General features: G+C 65.6%; 16 protein-coding genes and 2 tRNA genes. All 18 read left to right on the top strand.

Annotated features, from left to right (window positions below; translation table 11 throughout):
- The first annotated feature begins 77 nt into the window (after window positions 1-77).
- The 18 genes from carA to rpsO all read left to right on the top strand — a co-directional run bounded on the left by carA (window position 78) and on the right by rpsO (window position 18,781).
- The gene (gene carA, locus BMY12_RS12510) at window positions 78-1,214 is read left to right on the top strand and encodes a glutamine-hydrolyzing carbamoyl-phosphate synthase small subunit (protein ID WP_093286656.1); all 1,137 of its coding nucleotides are present in this window, start codon (window positions 78-80) and stop codon (window positions 1,212-1,214) included.
- 3 nt (window positions 1,215-1,217) lie between these two features.
- Window positions 1,218-1,862, top strand: a complete 645-nt coding sequence (leuE, locus tag BMY12_RS12505) for a leucine efflux protein LeuE (RefSeq protein ID WP_093286654.1) — start codon at window positions 1,218-1,220, stop codon at window positions 1,860-1,862.
- 12 nt (window positions 1,863-1,874) lie between these two features.
- A complete protein-coding gene (gene carB, locus BMY12_RS12500) occupies window positions 1,875-5,105 on the top strand; it encodes a carbamoyl-phosphate synthase large subunit (protein WP_093286652.1) in 3,231 nt (1,076 codons plus the stop codon).
- Between the two features lie 132 nt (window positions 5,106-5,237).
- On the top strand, window positions 5,238-5,714 hold the full coding sequence (greA, locus tag BMY12_RS12495; protein ID WP_093286649.1) for a transcription elongation factor GreA: 477 nt from the start codon (window positions 5,238-5,240) through the stop codon (window positions 5,712-5,714).
- A 78-nt stretch (window positions 5,715-5,792) separates the two neighbouring features.
- Window positions 5,793-6,422 carry a 23S rRNA (uridine(2552)-2'-O)-methyltransferase RlmE gene (rlmE, locus tag BMY12_RS12490; RefSeq protein WP_093286647.1) on the top strand — a complete coding sequence of 210 codons (630 nt, stop codon included), beginning with the start codon at window positions 5,793-5,795 and terminating at the stop codon, window positions 6,420-6,422.
- Between the two features lie 37 nt (window positions 6,423-6,459).
- Window positions 6,460-8,400 (top strand): ATP-dependent zinc metalloprotease FtsH, encoded by a 1,941-nt coding sequence (gene ftsH, locus BMY12_RS12485; RefSeq protein WP_093286644.1) that lies wholly within the window; start codon window positions 6,460-6,462, stop codon window positions 8,398-8,400.
- An 85-nt stretch (window positions 8,401-8,485) separates the two neighbouring features.
- A complete protein-coding gene (gene folP, locus BMY12_RS12480; RefSeq protein WP_218140179.1) occupies window positions 8,486-9,331 on the top strand; it encodes a dihydropteroate synthase in 846 nt (281 codons plus the stop codon).
- A gap of 9 nt (window positions 9,332-9,340) precedes the next feature.
- Window positions 9,341-10,681, top strand: a complete 1,341-nt coding sequence (gene glmM, locus BMY12_RS12475; protein WP_093286642.1) for a phosphoglucosamine mutase — start codon at window positions 9,341-9,343, stop codon at window positions 10,679-10,681.
- A gap of 48 nt (window positions 10,682-10,729) precedes the next feature.
- Window positions 10,730-11,497, top strand: coding sequence for a triose-phosphate isomerase (tpiA, locus tag BMY12_RS12470; protein ID WP_093286639.1), 768 nt, complete (start codon window positions 10,730-10,732; stop codon window positions 11,495-11,497).
- A 12-nt stretch (window positions 11,498-11,509) separates the two neighbouring features.
- Window positions 11,510-11,893 (top strand): preprotein translocase subunit SecG, encoded by a 384-nt coding sequence (secG, locus tag BMY12_RS12465; protein WP_177188976.1) that lies wholly within the window; start codon window positions 11,510-11,512, stop codon window positions 11,891-11,893.
- Between the two features lie 61 nt (window positions 11,894-11,954).
- Window positions 11,955-12,039, top strand: a tRNA-Leu gene (locus tag BMY12_RS12460).
- Window positions 12,040-12,209: 170 nt separating this feature from the next.
- A tRNA-Met gene (locus tag BMY12_RS12455) sits at window positions 12,210-12,286 on the top strand.
- An 81-nt stretch (window positions 12,287-12,367) separates the two neighbouring features.
- The gene (rimP, locus tag BMY12_RS12450) at window positions 12,368-12,823 is read left to right on the top strand and encodes a ribosome maturation factor RimP (protein WP_093286634.1); all 456 of its coding nucleotides are present in this window, start codon (window positions 12,368-12,370) and stop codon (window positions 12,821-12,823) included.
- A 6-nt stretch (window positions 12,824-12,829) separates the two neighbouring features.
- Window positions 12,830-14,320, top strand: coding sequence for a transcription termination factor NusA (gene nusA / locus BMY12_RS12445; RefSeq protein ID WP_093286631.1), 1,491 nt, complete (start codon window positions 12,830-12,832; stop codon window positions 14,318-14,320).
- 43 nt (window positions 14,321-14,363) lie between these two features.
- Complete coding sequence (infB, locus tag BMY12_RS12440; protein WP_093286630.1) at window positions 14,364-17,093, top strand: translation initiation factor IF-2; 2,730 nt, start codon at window positions 14,364-14,366, stop codon at window positions 17,091-17,093.
- A 13-nt stretch (window positions 17,094-17,106) separates the two neighbouring features.
- A complete protein-coding gene (gene rbfA, locus BMY12_RS12435) occupies window positions 17,107-17,487 on the top strand; it encodes a 30S ribosome-binding factor RbfA (RefSeq protein ID WP_245732481.1) in 381 nt (126 codons plus the stop codon).
- A 20-nt stretch (window positions 17,488-17,507) separates the two neighbouring features.
- On the top strand, window positions 17,508-18,434 hold the full coding sequence (truB, locus tag BMY12_RS12430) for a tRNA pseudouridine(55) synthase TruB (RefSeq protein ID WP_093286628.1): 927 nt from the start codon (window positions 17,508-17,510) through the stop codon (window positions 18,432-18,434).
- 77 nt (window positions 18,435-18,511) lie between these two features.
- A complete protein-coding gene (rpsO, locus tag BMY12_RS12425) occupies window positions 18,512-18,781 on the top strand; it encodes a 30S ribosomal protein S15 (protein WP_093286625.1) in 270 nt (89 codons plus the stop codon).
- The last annotated feature ends 25 nt before the right edge of the window (window positions 18,782-18,806 follow it).

Below are 18,806 nucleotides of genomic sequence, written 5' to 3'. Positions count from 1 at the left end.
GTCTAATCCAGCACGGGGGCGGCCGATCACCATCGCGCCCCCGTTTTAGTGTCCGCTCCACGGATTAGACCATTCTGATGACCGAACTCAAACCGGCCCTGCTCGCGCTCGCTGACGGCTCCATTTTCCAAGGTGTTTCCATCGGCAGCGATGGTCAGACCGTGGGTGAGGTGGTGTTCAACACCGCGATGACGGGCTACCAGGAGATCCTCACGGATCCCTCTTATCGTGAGCAGATCGTTACGCTCACCTATCCCCACATCGGCAATGTCGGTGTGAATCCCGAAGACGCCGAATCCGATCGCGTGCATATCGCCGGCCTGGTGCTGCGCGAGGTGCCGCGCCGGCCGAGCAATTTCCGCTCGCAGCAGGATTTCCGCGAGTACCTGAAGAGCAACAAGGTCGTCGCCGTCGCCGGCATCGACACGCGCCGGCTCACGCGCATCCTGCGTGACAAAGGCGCGCAGAACGGCTGCATCCTGGCCGGCTCGCGCATCAGCGAGAAGAAGGCGCTGGACGCCGCACGCGCGTTCCCGGGCCTGAAGGGCATGGACCTGGCCAAGGTGGTCAGCGGCAGCAGCGTGCAGCGCTGGACGCGCGGCAGCTGGGAGCTGGAAAGCAACCGCGAGGTGGAAAAGCCCGAGGGCCGTTTCCACGTGGTGGTCTATGACTTCGGCGTGAAGCGCAACATCCTGCGCATGCTCGCCGACCGCGACTGCCGCGTCACCGTGGTGCCGGCGCAGACTCCGGCCGCCGATGTGCTCAAGCTCCGCCCCGACGGCGTGATGCTGTCCAACGGCCCCGGCGATCCGGAGCCCTGCAATTACGCCATCGCGGCGGCGAAAACCTTCCTGAGCAAGAAGACGCCGCTGTTCGGCATCTGCCTGGGCCATCAGATCCTGGGCCTGGCGCTGGGCGCCAAGACCCTGAAGATGAAGTTCGGCCACCACGGCGCCAACCATCCGGTACAGGACCTGGAAACCGGGCAGGTGATGATCACCAGCCAGAACCACGGCTTTGCGGTGGACGAGGCCAGCCTGCCGGCCAATGTGAAGGTCTCGCACCGCTCGCTGTTCGACGGCTCCAACCAGGGACTGCGCGTGCTGGACGCCCCGGCCTTCAGCTTCCAGGGCCATCCCGAGGCCAGTCCGGGTCCGCACGATGTCAGCGGTCTGTTCGACCGCTTCGTGCAGGCGATGTCGCAAGCGCGGTAAGCCATGTTCGGCATCACCGACCTCACCGCCTACCTGATCGGTACGACGGTCATCATTTTGCTGCCCGGCCCGAATTCGCTGTTCGTGCTGAGCGTGGCCGCGCGCCAGGGCGTGCGCGACGGCTATCGCGCGGCGGCCGGGGTGATGGTGGGTGATACCTCGCTGATGCTGCTCTCGGTGCTGGGCGTGGCGGCCCTGGCCAAGACCCATCCCACGGCCTATCTGGCCCTGCGCCTGGCCGGTGCGGCCTATCTGGCCTGGCTGGGTCTGGGCCTGCTGCGCGCGGCCATTGCGGCCTGGCGCCACGCGGACGCGCCGGCGGCGGTGCTGCCGGCGCCCGCGCGCGAGCCGCGTCCGTTTCGCCGCACCCTGGGAATCTGCCTCACCAATCCCAAGGCGATTCTGTTTTTCGTGTCCTTCTTCATCCAGTTTGTCGATCCGGCCTATCCGCACCCCGCACTGAGCTTTCTGGTGCTGGGCCTGATTCTGCAGTGCATCAGCCTGAGCTACTTGAGCCTGCTGATCTTCGCCGGCAGCCGTCTGGCTGCGCGCTTTGCCGCGCACCGACGTCTGGCCGCCGGCGGTACCGGCTTTGCCGGCCTCCTGTTCATGGCCTTCGGGGCCAAGCTGGCCACGGCCAGCGTCTGATCGAGATAACACATGCCAAAACGCACAGACCTGAAAAGCATCCTGATCATCGGCGCCGGCCCGATCATCATCGGCCAGGCCTGCGAGTTCGACTACTCGGGTGCGCAGGCCTGCAAGGCCCTGCGGCAGGAGGGCTACCGGGTGATTCTGGTCAACTCCAACCCGGCGACGATCATGACCGACCCGGAAATGGCCGATGCCACCTACATCGAGCCGATCCGCTGGGAGTCGGTGGCGCGCATCATCGAGAAGGAGCGCCCCGACGCGCTGCTGCCGACCATGGGCGGCCAGACCGCGCTCAACTGCGCACTGGATCTGGCGCGCGAGGGCGTGCTGAAGAAATTCAACTGCGAGCTGATCGGTGCCAGCGAGCATGCCATCGATCTGGCCGAAGACCGCCAGAAGTTCCGCGATGCGATGACCGAGATCGGTCTGGGCAGCGCGCGCTCGGGCGTGGCCCACACCATGGCCGAGGCGCGCAAGCTGCAGCAGGAGATCGGCTTCCCGGTGATCATCCGTCCCAGCTTCACGCTCGGCGGCAGCGGCGGCGGCGTGGCCTACAACGTCGAGGAATTCGAAGAGATCGTCACCCGTGGCCTGGATCTGTCGCCGACCACGGAAGTGCTGATCGAAGAATCGCTGCTGGGCTGGAAAGAGTACGAGATGGAGGTGGTGCGCGACCGCAAGGACAACTGCATCATCATCTGCTCCATCGAGAACTTCGATCCGATGGGCGTGCACACCGGTGACTCGATCACGGTGGCGCCGGCGCAGACGCTCACCGACAAGGAATACCAGCTGATGCGCAACGCCTCGCTGGCGGTGCTGCGCAAGATCGGCGTCGATACCGGCGGCTCGAACGTGCAGTTCTCGATCAACCCGGCCGACGGCCGCATGATCGTGATCGAGATGAACCCGCGCGTGTCGCGCTCCTCGGCGCTGGCTTCCAAGGCCACCGGCTTTCCCATCGCCAAGGTCGCCGCCAAGCTGGCGGTGGGCTACACGCTCGACGAGCTCAAGAACGAAATCACCGGCGGCGCCACGCCGGCGTCCTTCGAGCCCAGCATCGATTACGTCGTCACCAAGATTCCGCGCTTCACCTTCGAGAAATTCCCGCAGGCCGATTCGCGTCTGACCACGCAGATGAAGTCGGTGGGCGAGGTGATGGCCATCGGCCGCAATTTCCAGGAGTCGCTGCAGAAGGCCATGCGCGGCCTGGAGACCGGCAGCGACGGCTTCGATCCGCAGGTGGAGCCGGGCGCCAATGGCTACAGCGAGGAAGCGCTGGCGCGCATCCACAACGAACTGGCGGTGGCGCGCTCGCGGCGCCTGTGGTTCGTCGGCGATGCCTTCCGCGCCGGCATGTCGGTGGCGGAGATTCACAAGCTCAGCCGCATCGATCCCTGGTTCCTGGAACAGATCGAGGAACTGCTGGCCACCGAAGCCGAAATCGCGGAGCAGAAGATCACCAAGGTGGAAGCCGCCGATCTGCGCCGCTACAAGCGCCTGGGCTTCTCGGACCGGCGCATCGCCCGGCTGATGGGCGTCAAGGAAGACTCGGTGCGCCGCGCCCGTCACAAGGCCGGCATCCGCCCGGTCTACAAGCGCGTGGACACCTGCGCCGCCGAGTTCCCGACCTCCACCGCCTACCTGTATTCCAGCTACGACGAGGAATGCGAGGCTGCGCCGAGCGGGCGCGAGAAGATCATGATCCTGGGCGGCGGTCCCAACCGCATCGGCCAGGGCATCGAGTTCGATTACTGCTGTGTGCACGCGGCGCTGGCGCTGCGTGAGGATGGCTACGAGACAATCATGGTCAACTGCAATCCGGAGACCGTGTCCACCGACTACGACACCTCGGATCGCCTGTACTTCGAACCGCTGACCTTCGAAGACGTGATGGAGATCATCGAGCTGGAGAAGCCCAAGGGCGTGATCGTGCAGTTCGGCGGCCAGACGCCGCTCAAGCTCGCCCGGGCCCTGGAAGCCGCCGGCGCGCCGATCATCGGCACCACGCCGGATGCCATCGACCTGGCCGAAGACCGCGAGCGTTTCCAGAAGCTGGTGGACAAGCTGGGCCTGCTGCAGCCGCCCAATGGCGTCGCGACCTCGGAGAAGCAGGCCCTGAACGTGGCCGCCAAGGTCGGCTACCCGCTGGTGGTGCGCCCCAGCTACGTGCTCGGCGGCCGCGCCATGGAGATCGTGCACGACGACGACGATCTCAAGCGCTACATGCGCGAGGCGGTGCAGGTTTCCAATGATTCGCCGGTGCTGCTCGACCGCTTCCTCAACGACGCCATCGAGGTGGATGTGGACGCCCTGGCCGATGGCGAGGACGTGGTGATCGGCGGCATCATGGAGCACATCGAGGAGGCCGGCGTGCATTCCGGCGACTCGGCCTGCTCGATTCCCGCGCACTCGCTGCCCAAGAAAGTGCTGGACGAAATCCGCAGCCAGGTGGTGAAGCTGGCCCGCGCCCTCAAGGTGGTGGGTCTGATGAACACCCAGTTCGCGGTGCAGGCCGGCAAGGTCTACCTGCTGGAGGTCAATCCGCGCGCCTCGCGCACCAGCCCCTTCGTCTCCAAGGCCACCGGCCGGCCGCTGGCCAAGATCGCCGCGCGCTGCATGGCGGGCCAGAGCCTCAAGCGCCAGGGCGTGACCGGCGAGATCCTGCCCAAGTACTACTCGGTGAAGGAGTCGGTGTTCCCCTTCGCCAAGTTCCCCGGCGTGGACCCGCTGCTGGGGCCCGAGATGCGCTCCACCGGCGAGGTGATGGGCACCGGCGCGCATTTCGGCGAGGCCTTCAACAAGGCCCTGCTCGCCGCCGGCGTGACCGTGCCGCGCTCCGGCACGGTGTTCATCTCGGTGCGTGACCAGGACAAGAAAAAGGCCGTGGAGCTGGCCAAGCTGGTGGCCGAGAAGGGCTTCCGCATCGTCGCCACCCATGGCACGGCGCAGATGATCCGCAAGGCGGGGCTGGCCTGCGAGGGCATCAACAAGGTCAAGGAAGGCCGGCCGCACTGCGTGGACGCGATCAAGAACGGCGAAATCCAGTTCATCGCCAACACCACGGAAGGCAAGCAGTCCATCGAGGAGTCGCGCTCGATCCGCGCCGCTGCGATCCAGCACAAGATCTGCTACTTCACCACCATCGCCGGCGCGATGGCGGCGGCGGTGGCCATGGATCACCTGGACCGCCGCGACGTGAACCGCCTGCAGGACCTGCACGCCGGCGTGCGCTAGCGCCGGCCCGCGCCCGGCCGCGACTAGGCAGGTCGCGGCCGGGATGTTAAGTTTTGCCATCCCTTTGACGCGCAAGGCCGCCGTGCTGTCCCGGCGAACCGCGCTATTGCCCCCGGTCCCAGGACATTACCGATGAGCAAGTTTCCCATGACCCTGCGCGGTGCCGAGCGTCTGCGCGAGGAGCTGCGTCACCGCAAGAGCGAGCTGCGGCCCAAGATCATCGCGTCCATCGACGAGGCGCGCTCGCACGGCGATCTGCGCGAGAACGCCGAATACCACGCCGCCCGCGAGCAGCATGGCTTCAACGAGGGCCGCATCCAGGAGATCGAGGCCAAGCTCTCCAATGCCCAGATCATCGACCCCAAGGCGGTGGCCGCCAACGGCAAGATCATCTTCGGTGCCACGGTCAGCCTGGCCGATGCCGACAGCGGCGAGGAGCAGGAGTACCAGATCGTGGGCGAGGACGAGGCGGACGTGAAGGCTGGCCTGCTCTCGTTCAACAGCCCCATCGCCAAGGCCTTGATCGGCAAGACCCAGGGCGATTTCGTGCAGGTTGCCACGCCCAAGGGCGTGCGCGAGTTCGAGGTGGTGGGCGTCCGCTATCTGTAAGCCAGGGGGCTGTGGCGCCGCAGACCTTGAAGCCGGCGGCGGCGGCCCCATATCCTGGACTCCGATAGTGGGCATGCGATGACTCAGAAACGCCGTCCCAGTTCCGCTCGCTGGATTGCCGAGCACGAAGCCGACCCTTACGTTCAGGAAGCCCGACGCCTGGGCTATCGCTCGCGTGCGGTGTTCAAGCTCAAGGAAATCCAGGAGCGCGACAAGATTCTCCGTCCCGGCCAGATCGTGGTCGATCTGGGCGCCGCACCGGGCGGCTGGAGCCAGTACGCCCGGCCGCTGCTGGGCGCCAAGGGCCAGCTGTTCGCCCTGGATATCCTGCCCTTCGAGCCGATTCCGGCGGTGGACATCATCGTCGGCGATTTCCGCCAGGACGCGGTCCTGCATCAGCTGGAAGCCAAGGTCGGCGATCAGCTGGTGGACGTGGTGCTGTCCGACATGGCGCCGAACATCAGTGGAATCGATGCCGCCGATCAGGCGGGCAGCGTTTATCTGTGCGAATTGGCGCTGGAATTCGCCAAGGCGCATCTGAAGCCGCGGGGCAGTCTCCTGGTGAAGGCTTTCCAGGGGGAGGGCTTCGATGCTTATCTCAGATCAATGCGCGAGGTGTTTGAAACGGTCACGATCCGCAAGCCGCGGGCGTCCCGGCCACGCTCCTCGGAAGTGTACTTGCTGGCGCGCAACTTTCGCGCGGTGTAAGGTGTCCTAAACGGTGGTCGAAGGGTAGGAAAAGACGTTGAACGATCTGGCCAAAAATCTGCTGCTGTGGGTGGTGATTCTGGTCGTGCTCATGAGCGTGTTCCAGAGTTTCTCGTCCCGCTCTCGCGCGCATCCCGAGCTCGCCTATTCGGAGTTCATGGGCCAGGTCAAGGAAGGCAATGTTGCCGAAGTGACCATTGACGGTCAGATGATCCGCGGCGAGATGAAGGGCGGTTCGCCTTTCGTCACCATCAGCCCCGAGACCGACAACAGCGCCATGGTCGGCGCGCTGCTGGACAACAAGGTCAAGTTCAGCGGCGAGCTGCCCAAGGAAACGCCGCTGCTGCTGCAGCTGCTGTTCAATGCCTTCCCGATCCTGCTGCTGATCGCGGTCTGGGTGTACTTCATGCGCCAGATGCAGGGCGGCGGCAACACGCGGGGCGCCATGTCCTTCGGCAAGTCGCGCGCGCGCATGCTCAACGCCGATCAGGTCAAGGTCACCTTCAATGACGTGGCCGGCTGCGAGGAAGCCAAGCAGGAAGTCTCCGAACTGGTGGACTTCCTGAAAGACCCGGGCAAGTTCCAGAAGCTGGGCGGCAAGATTCCGCGCGGCGTGCTGCTGGTCGGCAGCCCCGGCACCGGCAAGACCCTGCTGGCCAAGGCCATCGCCGGCGAGGCTGGCGTGCCCTTCTTCACGATTTCCGGTTCCGACTTCGTCGAGATGTTCGTCGGCGTCGGCGCCTCGCGCGTGCGCGACATGTTCGAGCAGGCCAAGAAGCACGCGCCCTGCATCATCTTCATCGACGAAATCGATGCCGTGGGCCGTCATCGCGGCGCCGGCCTCGGCGGCGGTCATGACGAGCGCGAGCAGACCCTCAACCAGCTGCTGGTGGAAATGGACGGCTTCGAGGGCAACGAGGGCGTGATCGTCATCGCCGCCACCAACCGTCCCGACGTGCTCGACCCCGCGCTGCTGCGTCCGGGCCGCTTCGACCGTCAGGTGGTGGTGCCGCTGCCGGATGTGCGCGGTCGTGAGCAGGTGCTCAAGGTGCACATGCGCGCCGTGCCGCTGGCCGACAACGTCAAGGCCGAAATCATCGCCCGCGCCACGCCCGGCTTCTCCGGCGCCGATCTGGCCAACCTGGTCAACGAGGCGGCGCTGTTTGCCGCCCGCGCCAACAAGCGTCTGGTCGATCACGACGACTTCGAGCGCGCCAAGGACAAGATCATGATGGGCGCCGAGCGCCGCAGCATGGTGATGTCCGAAGACGAAAAGAAGCTCACCGCCTACCACGAAGCCGGCCATGCCATCGTCGGCCTCTCGGTGCCGGAGCACGATCCGGTGTACAAGGTGACCATCATTCCGCGAGGCCGCGCCCTGGGCGTGACCATGTTCCTGCCGGAAGAGGATCGCTACAGCTACACCAAGATGCGCCTGAACTCGCAGATCTGCTCGCTGTTCGGCGGCCGTATCGCCGAGGAAGTGATCTTCGGTCTGGACAAGGTCACCACCGGTGCCAGCAATGACATCGAGCGCGCCACGGACATCGCCCGCAACATGGTCACCAAGTGGGGCATGTCGGACCGCCTCGGCCCTCTGGCTTATTCCGAGGACAACGGCGAGGTGTTCCTGGGCAAGTCGGTGACGCAGACCAAGAACGTGTCCGACGGCACCGCGCATGTGATCGACGAGGAAATCCGCAAGGTGATCGAGGCCAATTACGGCCGCGCCAAGCAGATCATCATCGACAATCTCGACAAGCTGCACGCGATGTCGGCGGCGCTGATCAAGTACGAGACCATCGACATCGAACAGATCAAGCGCATCATGGCCGGCCAGGATCCGGGGCCGCCGGAAAGCTGGAGCAACAGCAACAGTAACGGCCCGCAGCCCGGTGGCGGTTCGCCGGTGCCCAGCAGCGATACCGGCACGCAGCCTGCGCCGCGTCCGGCGCCGGCCGCCAGTCAGCAAACCTGAGTTCTGCAGTTTTGAGGCATCATCGGGGGCCGGCACGAGCAGTGCCGGCCTTCTTGTTTGTGGCGCTGGAAAGATTGGGCGGACGATGCGGCTGAAACTGCGCGATGGTGTGCTGGCGCTGGATGCGCCGGTGGTGATGGGCATCCTCAATCTCACTCCGGATTCCTTTTCCGATGGCGGGCGTTATCCGGACCTGGGCCTGGCGCTGGCGCGGGCCCGCGAGATGGTGGCGCAGGGCGCCGGCATCATCGACGTGGGCGGCGAGTCGACGCGACCCGGCGCACAGGCGGTGCCGGAGGAAGAGGAGATCCGCCGCGTGGTGCCGCTGATCCGCGCGCTGCGCCAGGAGTGCGCGGTGCCGATTTCCATCGACACCATGAAGCCGGCGGTGATGCGGGCGGCCTGCGAGGCCGGTGCGCAGCTGGTCAATGACGTGATGGCGCTGCGTGCGCCGGGCGCGCTGGCGGTGGTGCGCGAGACCGGCGCGGCGGTGTGCCTGATGCACATGCAGGGCGAGCCGCGCACCATGCAGCAGGCGCCGCAGTATCAGGATGTGCGCCGCGAGGTCTGTGACTTCCTGGCGGCGCGCGTCCAGGCCTGCCGGGATGCCGGCATCGAGGCCGGGCGCATCTGCCTGGATCCGGGCGTCGGTTTCGGTAAGCTGCTGCCGCACAATCTGGCGCTGCTGGCGGACTTGCAGCCGCTGCGCGCACTGGGCCATCCGCTGCTGATTGGCGTGTCGCGCAAGTCGATGTTCGGCGAACTGCTGGGCCGGCCGGCCGAGCAGCGCCTGGCCGGCTCGCTGGCGGCGGCGGCAGTTGCCGTTTGGCAGGGGGCCGCTATAGTGCGCGCCCATGATGTGCGCGAGACCGTCGATACGGTGCGCGTGGTACAGGCGCTGGCACAGGCCAGAGCATCTTTTGAACCCTGAGGAAGCCGCATCTTGAGTCGTCGTTATTTCGGAACCGATGGTGTACGCGGTCGGGTCGGCCGCGCGCCGATGACCCCCGATTTCGCGCTCAAGCTGGGCTGGGCCGCCGGGCGTGTGCTGGCCAATGGCAGCGGCGCCCGCGTGATCATCGGCAAGGACACGCGTCGCTCGGGCTATATGTTCGAATCGGCACTGGAAGCCGGCTTCGCCGCCGCCGGCGTCGAGGTGGATCTGCTCGGGCCCTTGCCGACACCGGGCGTGGCTTATCTCACCCGCGCCCTGCGCGCACGCGCCGGCGTGGTGATTTCCGCCTCGCACAACCCGCATCACGACAACGGTGTGAAGTTCTTCGGTGCCGATGGCGCCAAGCTCAGCGACGAAATCGAGGCGCGCATCGAAGCGCTGCTGGAGGAACCGCTGCAGTGCGTGGAGCCGGCGCAGCTAGGCCGCGCGCGGCGCCTGGAGGATGCGCCGGGCCGCTATATCGAGTTCTGCAAGGGCACTTACGGCGAGCGCAATCTCAATGGTCTGAAGATCGTGGTGGACGCCGCGCATGGCGCCGCCTATCGCGTGGCGCCGGCGGTGTTCGAGGAACTGGGCGCGCAGGTGATTGCCATCGGCGACCGGCCCAACGGCCTGAACATCAATGCCGACTGCGGTTCCACGCATATGGCGGCGGTGCGCGAGGCGGTGCTGCAGACCGGCGCGGACCTCGGTGTGGCACTGGACGGCGATGCCGACCGCTGCCTGCTGGTGGATCGCCTGGGCAATGAGATCGACGGCGACCAGATTCTTTTCATCATCGCCCGCGCGCGGCTGGCCGAGCAGGCTTTGCGGGGACCGGTGGTGGGGACGCTGATGTCCAATCTTGGCCTCGAGCACGCGCTGCGCGATCTGGGGGTGAGCTTCGCGCGCGCCAAGGTCGGTGATCGTTATGTGATGGAGCTGCTGGCCAGCAGCGGCGGTATGCTCGGCGGCGAAGCCTCCGGACACACCATCTGCCTGGACAAGACCACCACCGGCGACGGCCTGGTCAGTGCGCTGCAGGTGCTGACCGCGATGCGCCGGGCGGGCGCCGGGCTGCATGAACTCAGCGCCGGCATGCGGCGCTATCCTCAGCTGCTGATCAATGTCCCGGTGCAAGGTGAGGCGGCAGCGGTGCTCAAGGCGCCGGCCGTTCAGGAGGCCGAGCGCCTGGCCAGCGCCAGTCTCGGCGCGCGCGGCCGGGTGTTGTTGCGCGCCTCCGGCACCGAGCCTTTGATCCGTGTGATGGTGGAATCGGATGATGAGGCGCTGACGCGTACCGAAGCCCAGCGCCTGGCGGCGGCGGTACAGGCGGCGCTGGACTGAGACCAAGCAGATCGCTGTTAAGAAACGTACAGACTAGGGAGTGCGGTGATGGCAAGACGGAAGATGGTGGCCGGCAACTGGAAGATGAATGGTGCACGCGATGCCAACGCGATGCTCCTGCACGACATCGTCTTTGATGCCAAGCGTTATACGGCGGTCGACATGGTGGTCTGTCCGCCGGCCCTGTATCTGGAATCGGTGGGGGCGGCGCTCACCGGCAGCAGCGTGCAGCTCGGTGCGCAGAATCTCTGCGAACAGGAAAAGCCCGGCGCGTTCACCGGCGAGATCCATGGCGGCATGCTCAAGGACGTCGGTTGCGCCTATGTGATCGTCGGTCATTCCGAACGCCGCGCGCTGTACGGCGAGAGTGATGAAGTGGTGGCGCAGAAGTTCCAGACCGCGCTGGCCTGCGGCCTCAAGCCGATTCTCTGCCTGGGGGAGACCCTGGAGGAGCGTGAATCCGAGCAGACCGAGATCGTGCTCGGCCGGCAGCTGGCGGCGGTGCTGGCGCGCGTGGGCGCCAATGGCTTCAAGTCGGCCGTGATTGCCTACGAACCGGTCTGGGCCATCGGCACCGGCCGCACCGCGAGTGCCGAGCAGGCGCAGGCCGCGCATGCCTTCATCCGTGGCGAGCTCGCCAATGCCGATGCTAAAATCGCGGATTCAACCCGTATTCTCTACGGTGGCAGCGTCAAGGCCGACAATGCGCAGGCGCTGTTCTCCTGCCGCGACGTCGATGGTGGCCTGATCGGCGGTGCCTCCTTGAAGGCAACGGAATTCCTGGCGATCTGTGCAGCTGCGCAGACGCTGAGCTGATAGCGAGTGGGCATGTATACGATTCTGGTGATTGTGGAAGTGCTGGTGGCGGTCGGCCTGGTCGGACTGATTCTCCTGCAGCATGGCAAGGGTGCCGATGCCGGCGCCGCTTTTGGCAGCGGCGCCTCGGGCACGGTGTTCGGCGCGCGCGGTTCGGCCAATTTCCTGTCGCGTGCCACTGGCGCGCTGGCCACGGTGTTCTTCATCGTGAGTCTGGCCCTGGCTTATCTGGTGCATGGACAGCGCGATGCCAGTGAAGGCTCGGTGGTGGACCGCCTGCAGCAGGCACCGGCGGCGCAGACTGCGGCTCCCGCACCGGCGGCTGCCACGGCGCCGACGCCGGAGAGCGCACCGGCTGCCGGCGAACAGCCCAAGGCACCGGTCGTTCCCGAGTAGTAGAGACAAAACAGAATCGAGGCGTTAATATTCGCGCCCCGTTTCAAGGCCCCCCGGCATTGCCCACGTGGTGGAATTGGTAGACACACTACCTTGAGGTGGTAGCGGCGAAAGTCATGGGAGTTCGAGTCTCTCCGTGGGCACCAGAAGCGAGGCCGGTTCCAAGCGAACCGGCTTTTTGTTTCCGGGGCAGGGTGGCAATGCGGTGAAGCGCAGCACGGTGTTTTTTCGTTTCGTGTCTGCGCTTTTTGTGTGTGAATGAGGACTTTTGTCTTGCGCTAAGGTCCTTATCTGCCTATACTTATCGTCTGTCTGGTGCGGGGTGGAGCAGTCTGGCAGCTCGTCGGGCTCATAACCCGAAGGTCGTAGGTTCAAATCCTACCCCCGCTACCAATTTGTTGGCTTGGAGAGGGCCCCTTGAGGGCCTTTTTTATTGGCGCGCTGTCGCCATCGGAGCGGATTTTAGTGGCGGTGATGCGGGAGCGACTGGAGCAGATACTGGAGCCGGTGGTGGTCAGCCTCGGCTATGAGTTGGTGTTGCTCGAATACAGTCCGAGCCCGAAGAACGCCATGCTGCGTCTATACATCGACGCCCCGGCCGGGATCACGCTCGAGGATTGCGAGCGCGTCAGCAAAGAAGTCTCCGGCGTGATGGATGTGGAAGATCCCATCCGCAGCGCCTACCGTCTTGAAGTCTCCTCGCCCGGGCTCGACCGTCCCCTGGTCAAGCCGGCGCATTTTGCGCGTTTCACCGGACATCAGGCTCGCATACAGCTGCTGGCGCCCAAGGATGGCCGCCGCCGCTTCGTCGGCTTTATTCGCGGTGCCGACGAGAGCAGGATCAAGCTGGAGACCGCCGAAGGCATGTTCGAACTGCCGCTGAGCGATATCGAGCGTGCGCGCTTGGTACCGGATTACGATCAGGAGTAGCTGCACATGAACAAGAACATCCTGCTGATGGTGGACGTCGTCTCCAACGAGAAGGGCGTCGAGAAGGAACTGATCTTCCAGGCGCTGGAAGCCGCACTGGCTTCGGCTGCCAAAGAGCAGTACGGCGATGAGGCCGAGCTGCGCGTGGCCATCGATCGTGAAACCGGCGAGTACGAAACCTTCCGCCGCTGGACGATTCTGGAAGACGACAGCGAGGAGTTCGAGTTTCCCGAGCGGCAGATCAAGCTCACCTATGCGCAGAAGGAGGATGCCAATGCGCAGGCTGGCGAGGTGATCGAGCACAAGGTGGCTTCGGTGGATTTCGGCCGCATCGGTGCGCAGAAGGCCAAGCAGGTCATCGTGCAGAAGGTGCGCGAAGCCGAGCGTGCGCAGATCGTCGAGGCTTATCGTGATCGCGTCGGCGAGCTGATCTCCGGTCTGGTCAAGCGTCTGGAACGCGGCAGCGTCATCGTCGATCTGGGCGCCAATGCCGAGGCCATCGTGCTGCGCGACCATCTGATTCCGCGCGAGCCGGTGCGCCCCGGTGACCGCATCCGCGGCTATCTCTATGAAGTGAGCCCGCAGGCCCGCGGTCCGCAGCTGTTCCTGTCGCGCACCATGCCGGAATACCTGATGGAGCTGTTCAAGCTCGAGGTGCCGGAAATCGCGCAGGGCCTGATCGAACTCAAGGGTGCGGCGCGTGACCCCGGTCTGCGCGCCAAGATCGCGGTGCAGGCCAAGGACAAGCGTATCGATCCGGTAGGCGCCTGCGTGGGCATGCGTGGTTCGCGCGTGCAGAGCGTCTCCAACGAACTCGCCGGTGAGCGCGTGGATATCGTGCCCTGGGACGACAACGTCGCACAGTTCGTCATCAATGCCATGGCGCCGGCCGAGGTCGAGACCATCATCGTCGATGAAGAGGCGCATGCCATGACCATCGGCGTGGCCGAAGAGAAGCTCGCGCAGGCCATCGGCCGCGGCGGACAGAACGTGCGTCTGGCTTCCGAGCTGACCGGCTGGGTGCTCAATGTCATGACCAGTGCCGAAGCCGAGTCGAAGAAGGAAGAGGAAAACCAGTCGGTGCTGAAGATGTTCATGGAACATCTCGACGTCGACGCCGAAGTGGCGGCGGTGCTGGTGCAGGAAGGCTTCAGCACGCTGGAAGAAATTGCCTACGTGCCGCCGCAGGAACTGATGCAGATCGAAGAGTTCGACGAGCAGATCGTCGACGAGCTGCGCAACCGCGCCCGCGACGTGCTGTTGACCAAGGCCATCGCCAAGGCCGAGCAGCGCGCACACGCGCAGCCCGGTGCCGATCTGCTGGCGGTGGAAGGCATGGACGAGGATACGGCCTATCAGCTCGCCGAGGCGGGTGTTGCCAGCTGCGAGGCGCTGGCTGATCTGGCCACCGATGAGCTGCTGGAAATCCTGCCGGATTTCGCGGCGGACAAGGCCTCGCAATTGATCATGGCGGCACGCGCCAAGGCCTACGCCTGAAGTGGGGCAGGTTCAGCGAGGTCAGAGCTCGGAGAGTTCAAGGATGTCTACGGTAACGGTTCAAGATTTCGCCAAAGAGCTGTCCCGCCCGGTCGAGGAGCTGTTGACGCAGTTTCACGAGGCCGGCGTGCCGGTGAAGGATGCACAGACGGCGATTTCCGCCGAAGACAAGGTTGCGCTGCTCAATTACCTCAAGCAGAAGACCGGACTGGCCAGCAATGAGCCGCGTCGCATCACGCTCAAGCGCAAGGAAACCTCCGAGCTCAAGCTCGGCGGCGGACGCGGCCTGCCGTCCAAGACCATCAGCATCGAGGTGCGCAAGAAGCGCACGCTGATCAAGGAAGAGGAACTGCCGGAAGAGGCTGCCAAGGCAGCGGCGCCGGCGCCAGTGCCGGCACCGGCGGTGGTGGCTGAACCCAGCGAGGCCGATCTGGAGGCGCAGCGCGCTGCCGAGGCTGCCGAAGCCCTGGAAGCGGAGCACCGCGAGGCGCAGGCCCGCGCTGCTGCCGAGGCCGAGGCCAGGCGCCATCAGGAAGAGCTGGAGCAGAAGCTGCAGGCCGAGGAAGAGGCGCGCAAGAAGGCCGATGCCGAAGCCGCCGAGCGTGCGCGCCGCGAGGAACACGAGCGCAAGCTCAAGGAAGATCCGCTGTATCGCGCGCGCTGGGAAGTGGAGCAGTCGCGCAGCCGCGCGGCGGAAAACGTGCGCCGTGCCGCCGAGGCCGCGCGCCAGACGGCCGCTCTGCAGAAGGCGCAGCCTGCGACGCCCGCTGCGCGTCCCGAGTCCCGCACGCCGGCAGCAGCAGCCACGCCGGCGCAGCCGGCGGCGCCTGCGGCCGACCGTGGCCGTGGTGGCCGCGACGACCGCGTGCACCGTCAGGAGCTGCATCTTTCGGAAGGCAAGGGCGGCAAGCGCGACAAGAAGCAGCGCAAGACCGGCGGTGGCCGGATCAAGATCGACAACGTCCACGGTTTTGAAAAGCCGGTGGCGCCGATCGTGCGCGAAGTGGAAGTGCCGGAGGCGATCACCGTCGGCGAGCTGGCCAACCGCATGGCGGTGAAGGCCACCGAGCTGATCAAGGTCATGATGAAGAACGGCGTCATGGCCACGATCAACCAGACGCTGGACCAGGACACGGCTGCGCTGATGGTCGAGGAAATGGGCCACAAGGTCCGCACCACCAAGGCCAGCGATTTCGAAGAGAGCCTGGAACAGGCGGTGACCGGCGAGCAGTCGCACCTCGAGCGCAGCACGCGTCCGCCGGTGGTGACCATCATGGGTCACGTCGACCACGGCAAGACCTCACTGCTCGACTACATCCGCCATACCCGCGTGGCGGCCGGCGAAGCCGGCGGCATCACGCAGCATATCGGCGCGTACCACGTGCGCACCGGCAAGGGCATCATCACCTTCCTCGACACGCCGGGCCACGCAGCCTTCACGCGCATGCGTGCGCGCGGTGCGCAGGTCACGGATATCGTGGTGCTGGTGGTGGCGGGCGACGACGGCGTGATGCCGCAGACCCGCGAAGCCATTCAGCACGCGCGCGCCGCCAAGGCGCCGCTGATCGTCGCCATCACCAAGATGGACAAGCCCGAGGCCAATATGGACCGGGTGAAGAACGAGTTGTTGAAGGAAGAAGTGGTTGCCGAAGACTACGGCGGCGAGACGCAATTCGTGGGCGTGTCGGCGCATTCCGGCCTGGGCATCGATGCCTTGCTCGATGCGATCCTGCTGCAGTCGGAAGTGCTGGAACTCACCGCGCCGGTGGACGCGCCGGCACGCGGCAACATTCTCGAATCCTCGATCGAAAAGGGTCGCGGCCCGGTGGCCACCGTGCTGGTGCGCGCCGGCACGCTGCATCAGGGCGACGTGATTCTCACCGGTCCGCATTTCGGCCGTGTGCGCGCCATGTTCGACGAAGCCGGCAAGCCGGTGAAGGAAGCGGGCCCCTCGATTCCGGTGCAGGTGCTGGGTCTGTCCGGTGCGCCGGATGCCGGCGATGACGTGGTGGTGGTGGCCGACGAGCGCAAGGCGCGCGAACTGGCGCTGCTGCGCGAACAGAAGCTGCGCGAGCAGAAGCTGGCGCAGAACCAAGCCGTGCGCATGGATCAGGTGTTCGCCAACATGGGCCAGGGCGAGCAGAAGTCGCTCAACATCATGGTCAAGGCCGATGTGCAGGGCTCCGCCGAAGCCATCACCGAGGCGCTGCGCAAGATCCCGGCCGAAGAGGTCAAGGTCAATGTGCTGTCCACCGCCGTGGGCGGTATCAACGAGTCCGATGTCGATCTGGCGATGGCGTCCAAGGCCATCATCGTCGGCTTCAACGTGCGTGCCGACGGCACCGCGCGCAAGCGGATCCAGGACACCGGCGTGGACGTGCGTTACTACTCGGTCATCTACGACATCATCGACGATGTCAGCGACGCGGTCTCGGGCCTGCTGGGCACCGAAACCCGCGAGCAGATCGTCGGCATCGCGCAGGTGCGCGATGTGTTCCGCAGCTCCAAGCTCGGCAACATCGCCGGCTGCCTGGTCATCGAAGGCTCGGTGCAGCGCAATCTGCCGATCCGCGTGCTGCGCAACAACACGGTCGTCTACGAAGGCGTGCTGGAGTCGCTGCGTCGCTTCAAGGACGACGTGCAGAAGGTCGAGGCCGGCACCGAGTGCGGCATCGGCGTGAAGGACTACAACGACGTCAAGGTCGGCGACCAGATCGAATGCTTCCAGCGCGTGGAAGTGCGGCGCACGGTGCAGGCGGCGGCGACCGCCTGAAGCTGAAGACGCAGTGTCCACCAAGGAATATCCACGCAAGGTCCGCGTTGCCGCGCAGTTGCAGGCCGAGCTGGCCATGCTGATCCGCAACGAGCTGTCCGATCCGCGCGTGGCGGGCGTGACCGTCACCGAGGTCAACGTCTCGCCCGATCTGCACAACGCGCGGGTTTCGGTCAGCCTGCTGGGCAGTGATGCCCAGCTCAAGGATGCGGTCAAGGGCCTCGCCCACGCCGCCGGCAAGCTGCGCCACGATCTGGGTTCGCGCCTGCGCATGCGCTACGTGCCGCAACTGTACTTCGTGGCCGATCACGCGCTGCGCGAAGGCGACCGCATCGCCGCGATGATCCGCGCCGCCGTGGACAGCGACGCGCAGCATCACGAGCCCAAGTCCTGATCCGCGACGCGGCAGCCGCGATGCAGAGCAAAACCCGCAGGCCGCGCCGCCGGCTCGACGGCATTCTGCTGCTCGACAAACCCCTGGGGCTCAGCTCCAACGAGGCCCTGCAGCGCGTCAAGCGCCTCTATCGCGCAGAGAAGGCGGGACACACCGGCAGTCTCGATCCCCTGGCCACCGGCGTGCTGCCGATCTGCCTGGGTGAGGCCACCAAGCTCAGCGGTGTGCTGCTGGAATCCGACAAACGCTATGTGGCGCGGCTGCGCTTCGGTGAACAGACCCGTACCGGCGATGCCGAGGGTGAGGTGATTGCACGCTCCGATCCCAGCAGGCTGAAGCCGGAAAGTGTGCAGGAGGCCTGTGCGGCGCTGACCGGCGTGCAGCAGCAGGTGCCGCCCATGTACTCGGCGCTCAAGCATCAAGGCCGGCCCTTGTACGAGATCGCCCGCGAGGGCGGTGAGGTGGAGCGGACCGCGCGCAGCATCGAGATCTACGAGCTCAAGCTGCTGGCCTTCGATGGACGGGAAGCGGATGTGGAGGTGCACTGCTCCAAGGGCACCTATATCCGTACCCTGGCCGAGGACCTGGCGGCACGGCTGCAGCAGTACGCGCATCTGAGGGCCCTGCGCCGCACCGAGGTGACGCCGTTCGTCGGCTCGATCCTGCACACCTTGCCGGAGCTGGAGGCGCTGGCCGGGCAGGATGAGGCGACGCTGGATCGGCTGCTGCTCAGTCCCGCCCAGGGCCTGCGACACTGGCCCTCGCAGACGGTCGATGCGCTGCGGGCACAGGCATTTGCGCAGGGCCGGGCGCAGCGGCTGCCGGGAGTGCCGCGTGAAGCGCAGCTGGCGATTCTGGACGAGGCCGGGCGGCTGCTGGGCCTGGCCCGGAGTGACGAAGAGGGATGGGTGCGGCCGCTGCGCTGGCTGCTGCCCGGCGGCTTGTGAGCGGGTGCGCAAAGAAGTTAATATATTGGACTTTGTAAACGACAGACAAATAGGCAGTTTTTCCGGAGTTGAAGGCAATGACGTTGACGGTTGAACGCAAGGGCGATGTGGTGAAAAAGTTTGCCCGCGCGACGAATGACACGGGCTCTCCCGAGGTTCAGGTGGCGCTGCTGACGGAGCGCATCAATGCGCTGGGTCCGCACTTCGAGCAGCACAAGAAGGACAATCACTCGCGCCGTGGCCTGCTGAAGATGGTGAACCAGCGCCGCCAGATGCTGGATTACCTCAAGCAGAAGGACGAGGCTCGCTACAACAAGCTCATCGCTGAGCTGGGTCTGCGCCGCTAAAAAGCGGCGCAGTCGTTTTGACCGT

This window comes from Solimonas aquatica, from assembly GCF_900111015.1.
Taxonomy (GTDB): Bacteria; Pseudomonadota; Gammaproteobacteria; order Nevskiales; family Nevskiaceae; genus Solimonas; species Solimonas aquatica.
The sequence above is the reverse complement of the archived record's forward strand: the minus strand, read 5'-3'. Positions and strand labels throughout refer to the sequence as shown.

What these genes read in the sequence shown, in the direction of transcription:
- rimP (WP_093286634.1), top strand. Translation starts at nt 12,368, where the DNA reads ATGCGGGAGCGACTGGAGCAGATACTGGAGCCGGTGGTGGTCAGCCTC.
- secG (WP_177188976.1), top strand. Translation starts at nt 11,510, where the DNA reads ATGTATACGATTCTGGTGATTGTGGAAGTGCTGGTGGCGGTCGGCCTG.
- carB (WP_093286652.1), top strand. Translation starts at nt 1,875, where the DNA reads ATGCCAAAACGCACAGACCTGAAAAGCATCCTGATCATCGGCGCCGGC.
- truB (WP_093286628.1), top strand. Translation starts at nt 17,508, where the DNA reads ATGCAGAGCAAAACCCGCAGGCCGCGCCGCCGGCTCGACGGCATTCTG.
- nusA (WP_093286631.1), top strand. Translation starts at nt 12,830, where the DNA reads ATGAACAAGAACATCCTGCTGATGGTGGACGTCGTCTCCAACGAGAAG.
- folP (WP_218140179.1), top strand. Translation starts at nt 8,486, where the DNA reads ATGCGGCTGAAACTGCGCGATGGTGTGCTGGCGCTGGATGCGCCGGTG.
- carA (WP_093286656.1), top strand. Translation starts at nt 78, where the DNA reads ATGACCGAACTCAAACCGGCCCTGCTCGCGCTCGCTGACGGCTCCATT.
- infB (WP_093286630.1), top strand. Translation starts at nt 14,364, where the DNA reads ATGTCTACGGTAACGGTTCAAGATTTCGCCAAAGAGCTGTCCCGCCCG.
- tpiA (WP_093286639.1), top strand. Translation starts at nt 10,730, where the DNA reads ATGGCAAGACGGAAGATGGTGGCCGGCAACTGGAAGATGAATGGTGCA.
- rlmE (WP_093286647.1), top strand. Translation starts at nt 5,793, where the DNA reads ATGACTCAGAAACGCCGTCCCAGTTCCGCTCGCTGGATTGCCGAGCAC.
- greA (WP_093286649.1), top strand. Translation starts at nt 5,238, where the DNA reads ATGAGCAAGTTTCCCATGACCCTGCGCGGTGCCGAGCGTCTGCGCGAG.
- rpsO (WP_093286625.1), top strand. Translation starts at nt 18,512, where the DNA reads ATGACGTTGACGGTTGAACGCAAGGGCGATGTGGTGAAAAAGTTTGCC.
- leuE (WP_093286654.1), top strand. Translation starts at nt 1,218, where the DNA reads ATGTTCGGCATCACCGACCTCACCGCCTACCTGATCGGTACGACGGTC.